We start from the raw sequence: 18,894 nt of genomic DNA on the forward strand, positions 1-18,894 counted from the left end.
CAACGATGGGTGCGTTGATGCTAGCGGAACACAAGCCGCGCGGCCCCTGTCTTAGTGCAGGGTATGGCCTGGGCTTAAGGCCTCATGCCCATTGCGGCAAATTCGGCGTCGATATCCGGCTGGACCGCGCGCGCGGCCTTCAAGTCGGTGTCGTCGGAGGCCCGCTGCCCGGCGCGCCGCTTGGCGATGCCTCTTCCGAACAAGGATTGGGCTAGCTTGGGCTGGAGTCTTAACGCCTCGTCGTATTGTTCAATCGCCTCACGGTATTGTCCCAATCGCAGCAAGATGAATGCCTTGCTGTCAATTGCGGCGTAGTAGTCGGGCTCTTTCTCCAGCGCTTCGTTGATGATCGACAGCGCGGTGGGCAGTGCGACATTCCGGGTGGCCATTTCCCAGGCCACGCTGTTCAGTTGCGTCGCGGTCTTGGCGGCCTTCCGCGCCTGCTCGAAATCCGCGTTTGCAAGCGGCTGGTTGCCCATTTTTATGTGGACCACACCGCGATCCACCAGCACCAATGTTGGCGGCCCGTATGCTTTGTTGTCCTTGAGGATGTTGGTCAGCGTGGCGAGCGCGTCGTCGTACCTGCCATTGTCCGCCTCCAGTTCGGCGCGCAATCTGTTGGCATAGACGGAGTGCGGCGCCAGCGCGATTCCCGAGTCGATATCTTGTTGCCGGCCAGGTTTGTCGGAGCGCGGCCGCACTTCGGCCCGATACAGGTAGATGGCGGCGTCCGGCGCGGCCACGACGCCGCGATCAAGTAGCGTCCGCGCCAGCTCGCGCTGATTCAGACGCATGTGCAGCTCGGCCGCTGCGATATACGCATCGGTGTCTGCCGGGGCCGCGGCCAGCATCGGTTCGATTTGCGCGAGTGCCCTGGCGTCATTGTTTTGTTTTGAAAATATCTTCATGCGCAGCATATAAGGCGCCGCGCCGGGCTTCTTGGACACCTTCAGCGTTTCATCGATATCGGCGAGGGCTTTGTCCAGCTCGCCGATGCTGGTATACGCTTGCGCGCGGCTGAGCAGCATCATGTCGTGGTTCGGCGCCAGCTCGAGCGCCCTGGTGAAGGCATCGATGGCCTCGTTGTAATGGCCGGTACGTAGCGCTAACACGCCTCGCAAACGGTCCAGCAAGGGATTTTTAGCGTCGAGCGCGGCCATCTTTTCGATGTCCTCTGACGCCAGCCGATCCTGGCCGGTAGCCAAATAGGCGGCGGCGCGATTGCCGTGGGCCTGTGCATCGTCGGGCTTGAGTTCGAGCACGCGGGTGAAGTTGGCGATGGCGCCGGTGGCGTCATCGTTGTTTAGCTGTTGTGTGCCGTGATTGAAGTATTTGCTTGCCTCGTCCGGCCTGGACGCGTCGTCGCCGCCATCGTGCGCCAGGAAGCGGATCAACGCCACCAAGCCCAGCACGATCACCCATCCCCAATTGATGGTGCTTTTTTTCTGGTGCTCGTAGGAGTGCCCGGCCGGCTTGCGCACGCCGGTGAAGGTCAATTGGCGCCGCCATGGCGGCAGTTTGTCGTTCTGTTCGCGCCAGCGCACGATGTTGTCGACGTCGGTGATCAGCGCCAGCCAGGTCGGAAAGCGGGCGATCAGGGTTTCCAAGGTCGCGCTGTTGCGCACCAGCTCGCGCGTGCCGGGTGGTTTCGGATCGCGCAAGCGCTCGATCAACCGGCGCTGATCGTCTCGTTGGGCATCCGGTTGCAGGTCGAAGGTCGCGCGTTCGTCGATGGCGGCGTCCAGTATCGCGCCCGAGCGGCCGAGGCTGAACACCCGCCGCCGGTCGCCGGACCAGCCGAAGGTGTTCACCGCCGCTACCAGCAGCGCCTCAAGGCCGGGCCGCCAGCCGGAGACCAGCAGATCGGCCACGCGCCGCTCGAACGTCTCGCGCGCGACGATGTTGATCAGCCGAGGGTCGTCCAGGCTGGCGCGCAGTTCGCGTTGCCATGGCAAGTCCGGGGTGATGGGGCGCTCGTGCGCGATGGCGGCGGCGCGCCGCAGGAAATCGGCGAAGACGGCCTCGGCCAGCGCATCATGGTCGGTGTCCAGCCGTTCCCGGGGCGGGTTGGCGGGGGGATGATCGGCGGCCGCGTAATCAGGCGGCCGGGGAGCGGGGACCTGGATTGGCGCTGGTTGCGCCAGATCCATCCCGACGGCGGCCTCAAGCTCCGGCTGCGTGGGGGCGTCCGCAAATTCCTCCGCTACAAACTCTTCCTTATGACGCGCCCAGTACAGTGCCGTTTCATAGGCTTCGCGCAGGGATTGGAAACCAGCGGGATCGGCTTCCTGATCGATCAGTTTAAGTTCGCGGGCGTAGGCGCGGCGAATGGCGCGTTCGTCGGCGTCGCCGCTCAGGCTGAGCCGTTGGAGGAAAGTGAATTCGGTGGTCATATCGTTATATGGAGAAATCGGCGCAGCCGCTCCGGCCTCTGTCTGCCGTTACTGGCGGATCGCGCCTAGCGCGTCAAGCACGCCGAGCACCGCGTCGATGATTGCCGCCGGTTGTCCTTCCTTCACGTCGACGACCTTGATATCGCCGAAGGGCTTGCGGGCGGTACGCAGCTGGTTGGCGCTGGTCTCAAGGCCGTCCCACTCGGACGCACGGGCACGCCAATAGGCGGGTTTGGCCGCTTGCGCCGCCTGGGCGGCCGCCAGCGCCGGACCAATTTCTCCGTTGATGGTGGTGGTCGGGTAGACGCAGGTCGAGTCGGCCTTGCCCTGTTCGATCGAGCTCAGACAGGCCAGCGCGCCATCGAGCTGGGCGGCGCGGTCCGCCGGCAGCGCATCTTCATGCATGGGTTGTACCAGGACCAGGCCGGTGACGGCCGCGCCGCGCGACCGCAGCGCGAAATGTTGCGCCACCATGGCACCGTAGCCGGCGCCCACCACGACGAAGGGTGCCTCGAGCCGCGCGTTCTTGATCAGGAAGTTCAAATCCTTGCTAGCGTTGGCCACGGTGGAGGCGCGGATGATCGGATCGCTCGAACCCAGCCCGGCGCGGTCGTAGACGCAGGCGCGGGTGTGTTTGGCGACCTCCGGCAACACCGCCGACCAATCCCATCCGGCACGACCGGCATCGGCCTCAAACAGCACGGTCGGCGACCCCCTGCCGACGCAATACATATTCAGTTTGCGCCCACCCACATCGACCTTGATCTTGGGGCCGGCGAGGGCATCCTGTCCTGCTGGCGGCGCGGCAAGGCTGTTGGCGGCGGCCAACAGGAGGGCGGAGGCGACGATGGCCGGGAGAGTGAATTTGGTCATGGATGAAAATGTGAGTGTTGAAAAAATCCGGGGTCAAGTCTGACATTCGGACACAAGCTCAGGAGCTACTTGGCTGGGTTCGTGTCCGAATGTCAGACTTGACCCCCGCTATTGGTTGCTACGGTGAATAACGGGCCTTGCCAGTGTTCGTCGTTCATTGTCACCGCGTGCTCCTGGCCGGGCCAGTTTACCTGGATGATGTTCTGCCAGAAGACAAACGCCGCCGGATTTTCCTGTATCACCTTGATCTCCCAGCGGCCGGGATGGGCGCCCAGGATCGCCTTCGCCGCGTACTGGCCGACGCCATGGCGACGGTATTTTCTCATCACAAAAAACTCGACGATCGCCGCCGAGTTGTCAGGATTTAACACCTCGTCATTGACCAAGACAAATCCGGCCCATTTTTCGTCCACTTTGATAATGAACGCAGAGAAGTTCGGATTGATCCAGAAGCAGTCGAGGTCGTAGTAGCCATACTGGCCGTGCTCGTCGAGGTCGGTGCCGTCATACTCCGAGAAGTCGTGCTGATACAGCTCCATCATGTGGCGGACCACGAGGCGCTCACTGGTGTGCGCCAGTCGTACGTCGATGTTCATAAATTTTCGACCGGGTTAATTAAGGAGGTCAGGATGTGATCAGCCCAGTGGCCGTTTATCTTGAGATATTTCTTTGCTAAACCCTCTCGTTCAAATCCTAACCGGCACAGTAATTTTGCGCTCCGATGGTTGTTTGGCTGGTAATTCGCCATGATACGGTGCAGCTTTTGGGCTTCAAAAATATGCGATATGGCGGCCGCGAGCGCTTCGTGCATGAGGCCCATCCCTTGGTATTTGCTGCCGAGCGAGAAGCCTAGATGGCAGGCTTGAAAAGGGCCTCGAATAATATTGGTGAAGCCGCACATACCTAAGATTTCTTCACGATCATTTGCATGTATTAGCCAATAAACCGCCGATCGGTCTTCAACCTGTCTTTGCATGTCGCGCAGTTGGTCCTCGACCGCCTGAGTGGCATAGAAGCCTGGCGCACGCTCCGGCTCCCATGGTTGAAGGTGTGGGCGATTCAGTTGGCGATAGGCCAGCATGCCCGCGCTCATGTCCGGTGCCGGGCATCTAAGTATCAGACGCTCTGTTACTAGGAGATCTGTTTTTTGATTTGCCATCCTCTGTGTCACTTTGCCAAGGGCGCCATGATCGCGCCGAATTCCGCGATCAACGCGTCGCGCGCCAACACGCCTGCGGGGATGTCTTTGGGCTGCGTGTCGTCCTTTTGAATCAGCCGCGCGAAGACCAAGGTGCGCGGCCCTTTCGACGCCCAGCCGACGTACCAGCCCCAGCCGGCGGCGGCGCCGGTTTTGCCGTGCAGCTCCCAGTCTGCTGGTGGCTGCGGGAATTTCGTCAGTTCCGCCGTCATGTCGTAGGCGCGCTGGCTCACGCCAAGCCGCCGATTCACGACGTTTGTTAAAAACGCTAGTTGCTCCAAAGGCGAGATCTTTAATGAGGAATTTATCCATGACAGCGTCAATCCGTCATTTTCCGCGTCACCGGAGACATCGGCGTTCCCGAACTGGAATTGCTTGGTGTAGGCGGCGAAGCGCTCTTTCCCCAGCGATCGCGTCACCTGCTGCGAATACCAGACCACCGATTCCCGCATCCATTTGTCCGGCGCGGTCGGATGGCGCCAGGATTCGCGCCAATCGACATAACCCTCCCGGAACGGCAGCAGCGGCGTCCGCGTGTCCTTTAAAAAGCCGGAGTCGTACCCCATCAGGCTGATGGCAATCTTGAACGTGGAGGCCGGCGTCACTTGCCGCGCGCAGTCCCCGCGCTCGACAAGAACTTCGCCGGTGGCCGCATCGGCAACAGCTGTGCAAATATCGCGGCCATGCGCCGCCGGGATGCTCGCGACGGCGCTCAAAACGACGAAAACTATGCTGCGTAAATTCATTTTTTTAAGCGGTTTGTTAAAGCGGGTCGTTGAACGGCAAGGTAAAGCTATCCTGCTCGATATCGTTGAGCGTCGCCTCGAACTGCGCCCGCACCGGGTCGATCACGCGCTTGTCCTGCGTTTCCAGCGCCTGTTCGAAGGCGACGATCCGGCCGCCGAACCATTCCCGGCCCTGTCCGCGCAGTTGCTGGTACAGCCGTTCCGCGCGCGCCAGCAGGGTGCGATGTTCGATGCGGTCGCGCGGGTGGATTTTTAGTTCCGACAACGTGATGAAGCGCGCCGCGATCTCCGCCTCGGACAGCATGCCCGGATTGCCCTCGATTACCAGCGTGTGCGTTGCCTGCGTCCTGACGACGGTGGCCTCGACCTGCAACAAGCCGTTGACGTCGTAGGTGAAACGGATATCGATACCGCTATCCTCGATCGCCAGGGTAGGCAGGGCGATCTTCAGGCTGCCCAGGCGGATGTTGTCGCGCGCCATGCGCGCCTCGCCCTGGTAGACATTCAGTTCCAGATATTTTTGATTGTCGCTGACCGGGTGGTAGCGCTTGACGCGGCTGACCGGCACCGGCGTGTTGCGCTCGATGATGGGGTCGAAGTGGCCCGATGAATAGCTGCGGTCGCCCAATTGCATCGAGACTTCGATGCCGAGCGAGTAGGGCGAGACGTCGGTCATGACGACCTCGTCGAGCGCGGCGTCGCGCATCTTCAGGCCGGCCTGCACGGCCGCGCCCAGCGCTACGACCTCGTCCGGATTGATGTCGCAGGCCGGGAAGCGGCCGAACATGCGCGCGACCAGCCGCCGCACGACCGGCATGCGGGTGGCGCCGCCGGCCAGGATGACATTGTCCAACTCGGTGATGCGCAGGTTGGCGTCGCGCAAGGCGCGCTCGACCGGGTCGCGCAGGCGCTGCAGCAGCGCCGCGCAGACGCGCTCGAGCGCCGCCTCGTCGAGGCTCATCGCATACTCGGTGTCGTTGTGGGCGATCTGGATCGTGGCCGACGGCGAGTCGCTGAGCGCGCGCTTGGCGCGCTCGGTGGCGGCGATCAGGCGCTGCATGAAGTGGGCGTCGCTCTTGAGACCGAGCGGAATCTTCTGCTGCTCGAAGAAATGGTTGATCAGGCACAGCACGAAATCCTCGCCGCCGAGCATGTTGTCGCCGGCGGAGGCGCGCACTTCCATGACGCCCTCGAACAGGTCGAGCACGGAGACGTCGAAGGTGCCGCCGCCCAGGTCGAATACCAGGAAGCGCGTCTCGGCGTCGCGCAGATTGATGCCGTAGGCCAGCGAGGCGGCCGTCGGTTCGTTCAACAGCCGGTCCACGCGCAGCCCGGCGAGTTGGCCTGCGGCGCGGGTGGCCTTGCGCTGGGCGTCGGAGAAATAGGCGGGGACGGTGATGATGGCCTCGGTGACCGGATGGCCGAGGGCGGCCTCGGCGTCTTCCTTCAGCGAGCGCAGGATCAGCGCGGACAGTTCCTCGGGACGGAACTCGCGGTTGCCGAGGCGGATCTGCTTGTCGCTGCCCATGTAGCGCTTGAACACCGAGGCGGTGCGCGCGGGATGGGTTTGCAAGCGTTCACGCGCGGCGCGGCCGACCAGGATGCTGCCGTCTTCGTCGAGGCTGACACAGGACGGCGTCAGCTTCTCGCCCAGGCTGTTTGGAATCAGCCGCGGCGCGCCATCCTCCCACACCGCGATCAAACTATTGGTCGTACCCAGGTCTATCCCGACAATCATTTTTTCTTCCCGGAAAAATTGATTATTTTATCACGGGATTTGGCGCGGGCTTACAGGTCGGTTTCCGCCTCGGCGATGGTCTCGCGCACCTCGTCGGCGAAGCCGAACTGCACCTCGTGGCCGCCGGGGCCGTCCTCGTACATGAAATGCACGGGGCCGTCCTCGTCGGCGACGATCCAGGCGTCGACCTCGGCGCGCTGGTGCGGATCGGCCAAGCTGGCCACATCGATTTTTTCCCGCATGCCAGGCCGCAATTCCTTGACGACGGCCTTGGTCCGTTCCGTGCTGACCGGAATATAAGTTGCTGCGTGACGATCTATCATGATGCCTCCTTGTTGTTGACTATCCAGTCTACCCGATCACGCCAAATGCACCAGTCCGCGACGCGCGGCGACCATGGCGGCTTCGGTCCGGGTGCAGACGTTGAGCTTGGACATGATGCTTTTGACGTGGAATTTGACGGTGCCGACGCCGATGCCGGCCGCGCGCGCGATGACCTTGTTGCTCATGCCGGTGGCCAGGTGGCCGAGGATGTCGCGCTCGCGCGGCGTCAGCTGGTTGCCGTGGATGCGGCTGGCCAGTTTGAGCGCCAGTTCCGGCATCATGTATTTTTTACCGGACAGCACGGTATGGATGCAGGCCATCAGGTCGTCGAGCGGGGCGCTTTTGAGCATGTAGGCGCTGGCGCCGGCGCGCATGCCGCGGTCGGCGTCCTCCTCGCGCTCGTGGCCGCTGAGGATGATGATCTTGGCGTCCGGGCGGCGCGCGCTGATGCGGCCGATGGCTTCGATGCCGTCGCAGTCCGGCATGTTCAGGTCGATCAGCAGCAGGTCGGGCTGCAGGCGTTCGCACATTTCAACCGCCTGGCTGCCGCTGCTGGCCTGGCCCAACAGTTTGAAGTTGTCCTCCGATTCGATCAGCGACGCCATGCCGGCGCGGATCAGCGGATGAACGTCGGCGATGACGATGGATGCGGAAGTGTTCATGTCGAGCTCCTCTGTGTTGTTGATGAGCTCATTTTGCGCAACATTGCGCGGCGCCGATAGTTATACCTTGGTATGGTGCCCGCCAAAAGACCAGGAGGCGGACGGCGGCGGCGCGCGGTAAGATGGCCACATCTTAAGGAGGAGCCACCATGGGCAACAGCTGCGCACACCTGAACCTGATCCACACACGCGGCGCCAACACGTCCGGCTGCGAGGAATGCCTGAAGACCGGCGACAGCTGGGTACACCTGCGGGTGTGCATGATCTGCGGCAAGACCGGTTGCTGCGACGACTCGAAAAACAAGCACGCGAGCAAACATTTCGCGGAAACGGGCCACCCCATCATGCGCTCCAAGGAGCCGGGCGAGACGTGGGGCTGGTGTTATGTCGACCGCAAGATGTTCGATCCGATCTGACGATCACGCCGGCGCTACGTCAGCTTGGGCACGTTGTCGCGCGTTAGCACGACGCCTTGCGGCATCTGATCGGCCGAAAAGAACAGCCAGTCGTGGTTGCCCAGGCTGATGCTGACGCCGGGGACGTGGAAGTGGCCGCTGTAGTTCGCCGTGAAGAACAACTGCGGGCTGTCGTCGTATTTGGCGTTGACCAGCGCGACGTACAGCGACGAGCCGCCGGCGTCGATGTTCAACGCGGTCTCGCTCAGCGCGGTGATGCGGCCGTGCCCGGTTTGCATCAGGCCGCCCAGCGAACGCATATAAAGAAAGGAGAGCAGGGTGCCGGCGCGCTGCCATTCGCGCAGGCTGGCCAGGGATTCCTCGGCGCGGCTGATGGTGGGAAGGGCGGCTAATTTCAGTGTCGCAACATTGGAGTTCATGGTCGGAAAGTCCTTTCACGCGATGGCTCCATTTTGCGCCAAGGACCTGTCCACGGTCCACCAGAATCGGAATGGCAAGCGGCGGGATACCGAGTTGTCGTATTTCTGGCAAAGTAGAGGGTGGAGCGGGCGACCGCGGCACTTATTCATCACCTGATTGGAGATTATCAATGACCAATGCAAGCTATCCCGACGTCCGCCTTCTGATCGACAACGAATGGCGTGAAGCCGCCGGCGGCAAGACCATTCCGGTATTGAATCCGGCCACCGGCCAGGCGATCGGCAATGTCGCCCACGCCAGCATCGCCGACCTCGACCACGCGCTGGCGGCCGCGCAGCGCGGCTTCGACGCCTGGCGCAGGGTGCCGGCCTTCGAGCGCACCGCCATCATGCGCCGCGCCGCCGGCCTGCTGCGCGAGCGCGCCGGCGACATCGCCCGCCTGCTGACGCAGGAGCAGGGCAAGCCGCTGGCGCAAGCGCGCGCCGAGGCGCTGGCCGGCGCCGACATCATCGACTGGTTCGCCGCCGAGGGCATGCGCGTGTACGGCCGCATCGTGCCGTCGCGCAACCCGGCCGCGCAGCAGCTGGTCTTGAAGGAGCCGGTCGGCCCGGTCGCCGCCTTCACCCCATGGAACTTCCCGATCAACCAGATCGTGCGCAAGCTGGCGGCGGCGCTCACCACCGGCTGCTCGTTCCTGTGCAAGGCGCCGGAAGAGACGCCGGCGTCGCCCGCCGCGCTGATGCAATGTTTCGTCGACGCCGGCGTGCCGCCGGGAACCGTCGGCCTGGTGTTCGGCGACCCGGCTGAAATCTCCGGCTACCTGATTCCGCATCCGGTCATCCGCAAGGTCACCTTCACCGGCTCGACGCCGGTCGGCAAGCAGCTGGCGGCCTTGGCCGGCGCCCACATGAAACGGGCGACGATGGAGCTGGGCGGCCACGCGCCGGTCATCGTGGCCGAGGACGCCGACGTCGCGCTGGCCGTCGCGGCCAGCGGCGGCGCCAAGTTCCGCAACGCCGGCCAGATCTGCATTGCGCCGACACGTTTCCTGGTCCACAACAGCATCAAGGCCGAGTTCACCCGGGCGCTGGTGGCGCACGCCGAGAGCCTGACCCTGGGCGACGGCATGGCCGACGGCACCACGCTTGGTCCGCTGGCCAACGCGCGCCGCGTGGCCGCGATGAGCCAAGTGGTGGAGGACGCGCGCAGCAAAGGGGCCGAGGTGGCCACCGGCGGCCAGCGCGTTGGTACTTCCGGCAACTTCTTCGCGCCGACGATTTTGGCCGACGTGCCGCTCAACGCCATGGTATTCAACGACGAACCGTTCGGTCCGATCGCGGCGGTGCGCGGCTTCGACACGCTGGAGGAGGCGATCGCCGAATCGAACCGTCTGCCGTTCGGGCTGGCGGGCTACGCGTTCACGCGCTCGATCAAGAACGCGCACCAGCTGATGCACAACGTCGAAGTCGGCATGCTGTGGATTAACCAGCCGGCCACGCCGAGCGCCGAGTTGCCGTTTGGCGGCGTCAAGGATTCGGGCTACGGCTCGGAGGGCGGTCCGGAGGCGCTGGAGGCGTATCTGAACACCAAGGCGGTGTCGATGGTGGGCGTGTAAGGCTGTAAGGTTCCCGGCGTCGGTGCGGTGCTGTTGGCGGTTTCCGCCGCCGGGGACCGGTTTCGCGAGAGTTGATACGTAAAGAATGCTTATGGACAGATGGGCGCAATACTTGTTTGAACAGCATTCCGAGGCCGAACTCCGGTCTTGGGCGCGACGGCTCAAGTTTTTTCGTTTTTTTCGGGCTTTCGGCGGGCATGCAAATGACGGCGATTCGCTCGATGCAGCGTTTGCGTACCAGACGACGCCGCAACTGGAATCGTGCTTGAAAGACCTTGGCGTCGAGATCGTGAAGTTCGACAGCCAGCCGCCGCAACCGGAGCTTTGGGTATCCTACCGGGGAGACGAGTTTTCCCGGTTTCCATCTTTAGTCAGTGGCACGACCTGGATGAAGCAACCGGGCCGCTGCAAAATAATGGACGTTGACGCCTTTGTCTGGTGCGGAGCGGACAGGATTAAAATCTCCGTCAGCGAAGGCTATGCGGTCACTGAAAAAAATGTCATGGATGCCGAGAAAATCGAGACGGCGCTGGCCCGGCTTGCCCTCGAGCGTATCGACCCGCCCAGAGACACAAAAAACTGCATTTGTCCGAAATACTATCCAGACTATTTCAATAGCTAGTCGGTGATCATCGATCAAAGTCTGTCCTGCCAAGGGGACAGAGGCTTCAGATTGAGCTACACTAACAATCAAATTGAGTATTTGGTGGTGAAAATGGACACTCCAGCAAAGGCCGGTGAGCAGCCCGGACCAGATGTCAAGACGGACCTTGCCTTGGGCCTGTTAGAAGAGCGTCGCAAGCGGCGGTTGGCTGCGCTGAAGGCAGCGGAAGGTCTGTGGAAGCATCGTACCGATATTCCTCAAGATGGTGCCCAATATCAGGATCAGTTGAGAGCCGAATGGCCTTGATCCTTTTTGACACTAATATCTTCATCGACATGCTGAGTGGCGTCCACGAAGCGACTGTTGAGCTTGGACGTTACGATGATCCGGCAATAAGCGTAATTACATATATGGAGTTGCGCTCCGGCGAGTGGTTGCGACCGCAGGACAAATCTATACTCGATGCAGTCCTCGCCGAGTTCACGGTGCTTCAACTAGAGAGACATGTCGTTGAGGCATCGATCGCTGTTCGCGGTGCTGGGCTAGCGGCGCCACCTAAGATTAAGCTTCCTGACGCCATCATAGCTGCGACCGCGCTTTCACACGGAGTCCCACTTGTCACCCGCAACGGGAGGGATTTCGTCAGGGTGCCGGTGACAATTCATACGCCATATGATTATGACTCCCTTACAGGCGCGGTTTCCAATGTAAGGGCGCCTTTTCACCAGGGTATCCCAGGTGGTTGAACTGGCGAGCAGCGGGGGCAGGTCTGACTAGTCTGAGACGGGCTCAGCTATACAATGGCTAATCCGATAGCCTGACGTTTTCTTAATGAGCCTATGCAAGATCGATTTCGCGCCGATGTGCTGGCCAACCGTAACAATAAGGCCATTCTGGCCCGCTGGGCCGCGTTGGCGCTTCCCGACGGTTGGTTGGTCGCGGGCATATTGACAAGCAATCCGCTGACGCCCTACATCGATCTTTTCGACCAGAAGGCGGCGTCGTACTGCACCCGGTGGCCATCGCTGCGGGTCGTACGGGGCGATGTATGAGAAATTCCGTCGATCATAGCCGCGTGGTGAAACTGATGCAAGAAAGCGCGTCGCATGAGGCGTTGTCTGTGCTGGAGCGGTTGTTTAGGGCCGCAGAGCTTGCCGTCGCGCCGACAACGTCGGATATTTTTATGACGATGTTTCAATTGCAACTGCTGGCCGAACAATACGAGCCGGCGCGCGTTTTTTTGCGAAGCATACGTGCTACGCAAGCAGAGCGTCTACTTGCCGGAGATATCCACTTTGGTCTCGATGGCGAGCCGGCCGTGGAAGAGTATCGCCGCATCCGACGCTTTTCGCTGATCGTCGAAATCAACCACATTTTGGAGGACCACGCGTCAACCTGCGAAGTGTTCTCGCAGCTCGATAGCGGTCATAGAGAGTTGGCGCGGCAATATGCCTGGGCAGCGCTTCCAGCCCTGGTGGCGGAAGGACACTTCGAACTGGCCGATCGCTATCGCGATGATCCGTTGAAGTTGCTTGATGTGGTGAACGAAACAGCGCTCGCGCTTCCGTTGTATCCACCGCTACGTCAAGCGCCGAGGCTGGCCGCCGAGTTGAGCAGTCTCGTTCGTGATGTGCGAATCGGCATGGCGGTTTTACGGGGCATGGGAGATAACGGCAAGGCCGACGTGCTGGGTGAAGCACTGGTGGCCGGGCTCGATTCGGATGAACTGAAGGCGCTGGCGCAGCGCGAGCTCGACGCGCCGGGAACGGTCATGCGCGAGGTCGGCGATCGACAAATGGCGCAGGAGGCGGCTGGCGCCCAACCACCGAGCTAAGTCGGCGGTGTCAACTGCGGCCGCCATCCGTTGCCGCCCGCGCGGCTTAGGGTGTTGGCATCCGCCCGCGCGCAATGTATGCTGCGCCATCCCGCACCACAACCACACGAAAGAATCACATGAACAAGCTGTTTTCCACCTGCGCCATCGGCCTGACGCTCACGCTGGCGCTGGCCGCCTGTGACAAGGCCAAGCCGCCGCAGCCTGCCACCACCGAAACCGTGCCGAACGCCGCCAATGTCGCGCCGGCCGTCGTGGCCCTGCAAAAGATCGATACCGTCACCGGCACCGGCAAGGACGCCGTGGCCGGCGCCACCGCCGTGGTCCACTACACCGGCTGGCTGTACGAGCCGAATTCCCCGCAACAGCACGGCGCCCAGTTCGACTCGTCGAGCGGCCGCTCGCCGTTCAGCTTCCAGCTTGGCGGCGGTCAAGTCATCAAGGGGTGGGACGAGGGCGTGCAGGGCATGAAGGTCGGAGGCAAGCGCACGCTGATCGTTCCCGCCGCAATGGGCTACGGCGACAGCGGCGCCGGTCCGATTCCGCCCAACGCCAACCTGATCTTCGACGTCGAGCTGCTCGACGTGCAATAAATCCGCGCGCCCCACGCCATGCCGTGATGGCACTCCCCCCGGCGCCCATTTTGCGCGCCGGGGACTCGACATTCGGCGCGCAGCTCTGCATAATGAGAATGTTTCCCATTCGCAAAGCATCAACAGATCAGCCGCCGCTACGTCTGCCCACCGCATGCTGACAGGGCCCGCAACCGACTTCATGGCTTCGCTTGAACTGTGCTTGAGCGCTATTACCGAGAACTGCTGAATTTTTGCGCGCGCATGGTTAGGGACCGTGACGCGGCCGCCGACCTGGTGCAGGAAAGTTATGCGCGCGTGCTGGCGGTGCGCAATTCGGGCCAGGCGATGCCGGAGCCGCGCGCCTTGCTGTACCAGACCGCGCGGCGCCTGATCATCGACCGCCATCGCCGACAGACGGTTCGCCTGCACGACGATATCGACGATCTGCCCGAGCCGATCCACCCGGCCGCGCCGGCCCATCTGGAGCCGGAGTCGGTCTACGCGCACGAGCAGACGGCGCGCGCCTTCGTCGCGGTGATCGAGGCGTTGCCGCCGCGCTGCCGCGAAGCGTTCGTGCTGAACCGCTTCGAGGGGTTGTCGCATCAGGAGGTGGCCGACCGCATGGGCATATCAAAGAATATGGTGGCGCAGCACATCACCCGCGCCATGCTGGCGTGCAAGGCATGCGAGGATGCCATCCTATGAACCCCTCCCAATCGACACCCATGCCGCCCTTGTCCGACGACGCCCTGTACGCCGAGGCGGCGCAATGGCAGGTGCGGCGCCATGACGGCTTGACGGCCGAGGAAGAGGCGCAATTCCAGGCCTGGCTGGCGCTGGGCGGCGGACGGCAGGCGGCGTACGCGCGCTTCGACACCGTCTGGAATGGCCTGGGTGAATTGCCCACGCAAGCGGTCGCCCGGCTGACCGCGCCGCTGCAGCCCGCGTCCATCCGGCCTGCGCCACCAGCACGCCAGCCCATGCCGCGCGGCTGGCTGTCCTGCTGGTTCGGCCTGGCGCGGCCCATGGCCACGGCGGCGCTCGTCATCACCGTGGCCGGCGGCGGATGGCTGGGCTGGAACCACTGGCAGGCGCAACCGGTCTTCACCGAAACCTTCGCCACTGCGCGCGGGCAGCAGTTGAACGTCGAGCTACCGGATGGCAGTATGCTCGGGCTCGATACCGCCACCCGCGCCGAGGTCACCTTGTACCGCGACCGGCGCGAGGTTCGCCTGCCGGAGGGCCAGGCCCTGTTCGCGGTCAAGGCGGATGCCGCGCGGCCTTTCCACGTGTTGACGGACCGGATGCTGGTGACCGTGGTCGGTACCCGTTTCTCCGTACGCAATACGCGTACCGGGCTGGCGCAGAACGGCGTCGGCGTGCAGGTGGAGGAGGGCCGCGTGCGCGTGAGCATGCTGGACCATGGAAACCCCGCCGGCGCGGCGGTGTTGTTGACGGCCGGACAATGCGTCCAGTCCGACGCGGCGGGACGCTTGGCGCCGATGGCGCCGGCGCCGGCGGGCGCCATGCCGTGGCGCGAGGGAAGGGTGAATTTCGACCGCACGCCGCTGGGCCAGGCGGTGGCCGAGTTCGAGCGCTACGGCGCCACCGGGCTGGTGATCAAGGACCCGGCCGTGGCCGCCTTGCGGGTGAACGGCAGTTTCGACCTGCGCCAGGCCGACGCCTTTAGCCAGACCCTTCCGCTGGTGTTGCCGGTGCAACTGCGGGCGCGCGGCGGCGAGACCGAAATAATTGTGAAAATTTCGAAATAGCACCTCAAGTAGCCTGAATGTGATGCGTCTTCATTGGTAATAGTTCTTATTTACCATTTTGGAGATCTCTGCATGCAGCATCCGCGTTTTTATCCGGCCCCCGTGGTCCTGGCCCTTGCCACCGTGTTCGCCGGCTCGGCCTCCGCCGATCTGTACGCCCAAACGCCAGCGACGGCGACCGCCAACGCACCGTTTTCCGTGTCGCTGCCGGCTCAGCCGCTAGGGCCGGCGCTGAATGAACTGGCGCGCCAGGGCCGCTTTCAACTGATGGTGCATCCGGACCTGGTGTCCGGCAAGTCGGCGCCGGCGCTGTCCGGCACGTTGACGGCGCAGCAGGCGCTGGAGCGTTTGTTGTCCGGCTCCGGCCTGGTGCCGTCGCAGCAGGGCGGGGTGGTGATCATCAGGGCCGCGCCCAAGGACGACGTGAAGGTGTTGGCGCCCGTGACGGTGACGGCCGGCGCCGAGCGCGAGACGCCGACCGGCCCGGTGTTCGGCTACGTCGCCAAGCGCAGTGCCGCCGGCAGCAAGACCGATACCGCCATCATCGACACGCCGCAGTCGATTTCCGTCGTGACCAATGACGAGTTGCGCAACCGCCAGGCCGAAACCCTGTCCCAGGCGCTGAACTACACGCCGGGCTTCACCAGCCAGCCGACCAGCTTCAACCGCACGGCCGACCGCTTCCGCATCCGTGGCATGGACGTCGAGTCCGCGACCAGCGGCTCGATGCGCGATGGCCTTCGCCTGCAAAGCAACTCCTACGACGGCACCCAGGAGCCGTACGGCCTGGAGCGCGTCGAGGTGCTGCGCGGTGCCGCCTCGGTACTGTACGGCCAGTTGTCGCCGGGCGGCGTGATCAATGCGGTCAGCAAGCGGCCGATCCACGACGGGCTGCACGAGATTGCCGTTCAAGTGGGCAATGACAACCGCAAGCAAGTGATGGCCGATCTGAGCGGGGCGGTGCCCGGCTCGGAGACGCTGGACTACCGCATCACCATGCTGGACCGGAAAAGCGACACGGCGCAGCGCTACATTAACGACGACAAGCTGTACATCGCGCCGTCGCTGACCTGGCGTCCGAACGCGGACACTTCGCTGACCTTGCTCTCTTTCTACCAGAAGACGCAGACCCGCTTCTCGGCGCCGCTGCCGTACCAATTGGTGGAAGGCGTCGGCACCGGCCCGGTGCGCATCGGCCGCGAGGACTTCATCGGCGAGCCGGCCTACGACAAAATGAACGGCGACATGCACGCCTTCGGCTACGAGCTGGCGCACCGCTTCAGCGACAACGTCAAGCTGGGCCACAAACTGCGCTACTTCGAGGCGGACGTCAGTTGGCGCTATCTGCAGGCCCAGACCACGGCGGCTGCAATACTGGCCGCCGGCCAGCGCGGCGTGCTGGCGCGCCAGTACAGCGACCGCCGCGAGCGCGCGCGCGGCATCGTCAGCGACACCAGCGTGGAATCGACCTGGCAATGGCTCGGTATGCGCCACACCGTGCTGACTGGTGTGGACGCATACCACACCACCTACGATTCGACCAATTTCCGTGGCAACGCGCCGTCGCTCAATTTGATGACCTATAACTATGGCCAGCCGGTCGTGGTTAATCGGGCCGCCAGCGCCGATCGCGGCTCGCGCATCGAGACCTTGCAAAAGGGTATCTATGTGCAGGACCAGATCGACATCGGCGAGCGTTGGACCGCGCTGCTGGGCGCCCGCCACGATTGGGCCAGCCAGGACCAGTCGATGCACCGCAATCTGGCGACGCTGGACAAGGACGACGAGGCGACCACCTGGCGTGCCGGCGTGGTCTATAAAACGGAAGCCGGACTGGCGCCGTATGCCAGTTACAGCGAGTCGTTCTTCCCGGTCGCCGCGGCGGACGCTGCTGGCCAATCGTTCAAGCCGACCCGCGGCAAGCAATATGAGGCCGGCGTGCGCTACCAGCCGGCCGGCAGCAATATGCTGCTCAGCGCCGCCGTGTACGACCTCAAGCAAACGGACGTGTTGAAGTATGACGCCGCCGAGGATACCTATCGGCAGGCCGGCGAAGTCCATTCGAAGGGATTCGAGCTGGAGGCCAAGGCCGAGTTGAGTCGCGCGCTGAGCATGATCGCTTCCTACGCCTACACCGACGCTCGCACCACGCGCAGTACGATCGCCAGCGAAGTGGGGCAGCGCAGCGAAGACACGCCATTTCATCAGGCGGCGCTGTGGGCCGACTACAGCTTCGCCGCGCTCGGCCTGCCGCAGCTGAAGACCGGCGCGGGCGCGCGCTATAAGGGATCGACCCAGCCGTCCGGCATGCCTGTGGCGATGCCGGGTTATACGCTATTCGACGCCATGCTGAGCTATCGCTTCAGCCGCAACTGGGAACTGTCGGCCAACCTCAGTAATTTGAGCAACAAGAAATTCATCTACTGCGAATTCGCGATCTGCCGCTATGGCGATGAGCGCCGCGCCACCGCCACCTTGACCTACCAATGGTGACAGGGGGACGATTTTCCGGGCGCGCGGTGCTGCTGCCGGCGCACCGCTATGTCGGGCTGGTCCTGGCCTTGTTCCTGGCGATCGCGGGTTTGACCGGCAGCCTGCTGGCCTGGAACGAGGAGCTGGAGGCGGCGTTGAGCCCGCGATTGTTCCGGGTCCAGCCGCCGTCGCCCGGGGCGGAGCGGCTCGATCCGGTGCTGTTGCACGAGCGGGTGCGGCTGCGTTATCCCGACGCGTTCGTCGCGCGTGTGCCGCTTGAGCAAATCGAGGGGCGTTCGCAGTTGTTCGCCTTGCGGTCTTTAAAGGGCGGCAAGGCCAGGACGCTCGCCAACGATCAAGTGTTTGTCGATCCCTACACCGCCGCGATATTGGGCGAGCGCAAATGGGGCGACATCAGCCAGGGACGCAAGAACCTGATGCCGTTCATTTACCGCCTTCACTATTCGCTGGCGCTGGACGGCGTCGGGACGCTGGTGTTCGGCATCGTCGCCTTGCTGTGGACGATCGATTGCTTCGTCGGCGCTTGGCTGACGATGCCCAGGCGGCGGGGCGATGGCGGCCCGCGCGCCTCGTGGCCAGTGCGCTGGTGGTCGGCCTGGAAGCTGCGTACCGGCAGCGCCTACAAGGTCAGCTTCAACTTGCACAGGGCCGGCGGCTTGTGGACATGGGCGATGCTGTTTGTGCTGGCCTGGAGCAGCGTCGCCTTCAATTTGCCGCAGGTGTACGAGCCGGCGATGAAATCCCTGTTCGCGCACCAGCGAGGGCTGGAGAGCATTCCAAAGTTGCCGAAGCCAAGGCTGGCGCCGGCCATCCCCTGGGGGCCGGCCTTGACCGCCGTGCGGGCGCACATGGTGGGGCAGGCGCGAGCGCAGGGTTTCGTGGTCGATGCGGAAAAGGCCCTGCTGTACGATCCGACGCGCGGCGTGTATCGCTATGACGTGCGCACCAGCCATGACATACGGCATCGTGGCGGCCACACGCGCCTGGTCATGGATGCCGATACCGGCGCGTTCATAGGACTGTGGCTGCCGACAGGCGCTGCCAGCGGCGACACCGTCTCGACTTGGCTCTCAACATTGCACATGGCCGCGCTGGGCGGCCGGCCGGTGCAATTGTTGATCTGCTTGATGGGGTTGGTCGTGACGATGCTGAGCGTGACCGGGGTGGTGGTTTGGGTGAAGAAACGCCAGAGCGCTTCGTCCACCGCCGTTTTGGGCGGTGATTGACGCAA

General features: G+C 63.4%; 21 protein-coding genes. 12 read left to right on the plus strand and 9 right to left on the minus strand.

The window, feature by feature from the left end; all coding sequences use genetic code 11:
• Nucleotides 1-74 precede the first annotated feature (74 nt).
• The 8 genes from MRBLMU1_RS16255 to MRBLMU1_RS16290 all read right to left on the minus strand — a co-directional run bounded on the left by MRBLMU1_RS16255 (nucleotide 75) and on the right by MRBLMU1_RS16290 (nucleotide 7,934).
• Entirely contained in the window at nucleotides 75-2,393 is a 2,319-nt protein-coding gene (locus tag MRBLMU1_RS16255; protein ID WP_363503164.1) for a tetratricopeptide repeat protein, read from the minus strand.
• A 48-nt stretch (nucleotides 2,394-2,441) separates the two neighbouring features.
• On the minus strand, nucleotides 2,442-3,266 hold the full coding sequence (locus MRBLMU1_RS16260; protein WP_363503166.1) for an alpha/beta fold hydrolase: 825 nt from the start codon (nucleotides 3,264-3,266) through the stop codon (nucleotides 2,442-2,444).
• Between the two features lie 92 nt (nucleotides 3,267-3,358).
• A complete protein-coding gene (locus tag MRBLMU1_RS16265) occupies nucleotides 3,359-3,862 on the minus strand; it encodes a GNAT family N-acetyltransferase (protein ID WP_363503168.1) in 504 nt (167 codons plus the stop codon).
• Nucleotides 3,859-4,425: a GNAT family N-acetyltransferase gene (locus MRBLMU1_RS16270; protein ID WP_363503170.1), complete on the minus strand. Its 567-nt coding sequence runs from the start codon at nucleotides 4,423-4,425 to the stop codon at nucleotides 3,859-3,861. The genes MRBLMU1_RS16265 and MRBLMU1_RS16270 overlap by 4 nt, the downstream gene beginning before the upstream one ends.
• An 8-nt stretch (nucleotides 4,426-4,433) precedes the next feature.
• On the minus strand, nucleotides 4,434-5,210 hold the full coding sequence (gene blaOXA, locus MRBLMU1_RS16275; RefSeq protein ID WP_363503172.1) for a class D beta-lactamase: 777 nt from the start codon (nucleotides 5,208-5,210) through the stop codon (nucleotides 4,434-4,436).
• 16 nt (nucleotides 5,211-5,226) lie between these two features.
• Complete coding sequence (locus tag MRBLMU1_RS16280; protein ID WP_363503174.1) at nucleotides 5,227-6,948, minus strand: Hsp70 family protein; 1,722 nt, start codon at nucleotides 6,946-6,948, stop codon at nucleotides 5,227-5,229.
• Nucleotides 6,949-6,998: 50 nt separating this feature from the next.
• Entirely contained in the window at nucleotides 6,999-7,271 is a 273-nt protein-coding gene (locus MRBLMU1_RS16285; protein WP_363503176.1) for a hypothetical protein, read from the minus strand.
• Nucleotides 7,272-7,307: 36 nt separating this feature from the next.
• The gene (locus MRBLMU1_RS16290) at nucleotides 7,308-7,934 is read right to left on the minus strand and encodes a response regulator (RefSeq protein WP_315217501.1); all 627 of its coding nucleotides are present in this window, start codon (nucleotides 7,932-7,934) and stop codon (nucleotides 7,308-7,310) included.
• Nucleotides 7,935-8,083: 149 nt separating this feature from the next.
• Here MRBLMU1_RS16290 and MRBLMU1_RS16295 point away from each other — a divergent pair, with 149 nt between their 5' ends.
• The gene (locus tag MRBLMU1_RS16295; protein WP_363503178.1) at nucleotides 8,084-8,350 is read left to right on the plus strand and encodes a UBP-type zinc finger domain-containing protein; all 267 of its coding nucleotides are present in this window, start codon (nucleotides 8,084-8,086) and stop codon (nucleotides 8,348-8,350) included.
• A gap of 14 nt (nucleotides 8,351-8,364) precedes the next feature.
• Here MRBLMU1_RS16295 and MRBLMU1_RS16300 read toward each other — a convergent pair whose 3' ends face one another.
• Complete coding sequence (locus tag MRBLMU1_RS16300) at nucleotides 8,365-8,769, minus strand: hypothetical protein (protein WP_363503180.1); 405 nt, start codon at nucleotides 8,767-8,769, stop codon at nucleotides 8,365-8,367.
• A 170-nt stretch (nucleotides 8,770-8,939) separates the two neighbouring features.
• On the opposite strand from MRBLMU1_RS16300, the gene MRBLMU1_RS16305 reads away from it, so the two are divergent.
• From MRBLMU1_RS16305 to MRBLMU1_RS16355, 11 genes are all read left to right on the plus strand, one after another.
• Nucleotides 8,940-10,385 (plus strand): NAD-dependent succinate-semialdehyde dehydrogenase, encoded by a 1,446-nt coding sequence (locus MRBLMU1_RS16305; RefSeq protein ID WP_363503182.1) that lies wholly within the window; start codon nucleotides 8,940-8,942, stop codon nucleotides 10,383-10,385.
• Between the two features lie 91 nt (nucleotides 10,386-10,476).
• On the plus strand, nucleotides 10,477-11,007 hold the full coding sequence (locus tag MRBLMU1_RS16310; protein ID WP_363503184.1) for a hypothetical protein: 531 nt from the start codon (nucleotides 10,477-10,479) through the stop codon (nucleotides 11,005-11,007).
• A 51-nt stretch (nucleotides 11,008-11,058) separates the two neighbouring features.
• Nucleotides 11,059-11,295 (plus strand): hypothetical protein, encoded by a 237-nt coding sequence (locus tag MRBLMU1_RS16315; RefSeq protein WP_363503186.1) that lies wholly within the window; start codon nucleotides 11,059-11,061, stop codon nucleotides 11,293-11,295.
• On the plus strand, nucleotides 11,286-11,735 hold the full coding sequence (locus MRBLMU1_RS16320) for a PIN domain-containing protein (RefSeq protein WP_363503188.1): 450 nt from the start codon (nucleotides 11,286-11,288) through the stop codon (nucleotides 11,733-11,735). The genes MRBLMU1_RS16315 and MRBLMU1_RS16320 overlap by 10 nt, the downstream gene beginning before the upstream one ends.
• Nucleotides 11,736-11,828: 93 nt before the next feature.
• The gene (locus MRBLMU1_RS16325; protein WP_363503190.1) at nucleotides 11,829-12,041 is read left to right on the plus strand and encodes a hypothetical protein; all 213 of its coding nucleotides are present in this window, start codon (nucleotides 11,829-11,831) and stop codon (nucleotides 12,039-12,041) included.
• Nucleotides 12,038-12,823 (plus strand): hypothetical protein, encoded by a 786-nt coding sequence (locus MRBLMU1_RS16330; protein ID WP_363503192.1) that lies wholly within the window; start codon nucleotides 12,038-12,040, stop codon nucleotides 12,821-12,823. The genes MRBLMU1_RS16325 and MRBLMU1_RS16330 overlap by 4 nt, the downstream gene beginning before the upstream one ends.
• 119 nt (nucleotides 12,824-12,942) lie before the next feature.
• The gene (locus MRBLMU1_RS16335; protein WP_363503194.1) at nucleotides 12,943-13,416 is read left to right on the plus strand and encodes an FKBP-type peptidyl-prolyl cis-trans isomerase; all 474 of its coding nucleotides are present in this window, start codon (nucleotides 12,943-12,945) and stop codon (nucleotides 13,414-13,416) included.
• A gap of 198 nt (nucleotides 13,417-13,614) precedes the next feature.
• Entirely contained in the window at nucleotides 13,615-14,103 is a 489-nt protein-coding gene (locus tag MRBLMU1_RS16340; RefSeq protein ID WP_363503196.1) for an RNA polymerase sigma factor, read from the plus strand.
• Nucleotides 14,100-15,170: a FecR family protein gene (locus MRBLMU1_RS16345; RefSeq protein WP_363503198.1), complete on the plus strand. Its 1,071-nt coding sequence runs from the start codon at nucleotides 14,100-14,102 to the stop codon at nucleotides 15,168-15,170. The genes MRBLMU1_RS16340 and MRBLMU1_RS16345 overlap by 4 nt, the downstream gene beginning before the upstream one ends.
• A 72-nt stretch (nucleotides 15,171-15,242) precedes the next feature.
• On the plus strand, nucleotides 15,243-17,663 hold the full coding sequence (locus MRBLMU1_RS16350; RefSeq protein ID WP_363503200.1) for a TonB-dependent siderophore receptor: 2,421 nt from the start codon (nucleotides 15,243-15,245) through the stop codon (nucleotides 17,661-17,663).
• Entirely contained in the window at nucleotides 17,657-18,889 is a 1,233-nt protein-coding gene (locus MRBLMU1_RS16355) for a PepSY-associated TM helix domain-containing protein (RefSeq protein WP_363503202.1), read from the plus strand. Before MRBLMU1_RS16350 ends, MRBLMU1_RS16355 begins: the two co-directional genes overlap by 7 nt.
• Nucleotides 18,890-18,894 lie beyond the last annotated feature (5 nt).

The organism is Burkholderia sp. LMU1-1-1.1, assembly GCF_040675865.1.
In the GTDB taxonomy this organism is placed as follows: Bacteria; Pseudomonadota; Gammaproteobacteria; order Burkholderiales; family Burkholderiaceae_D; genus Rugamonas.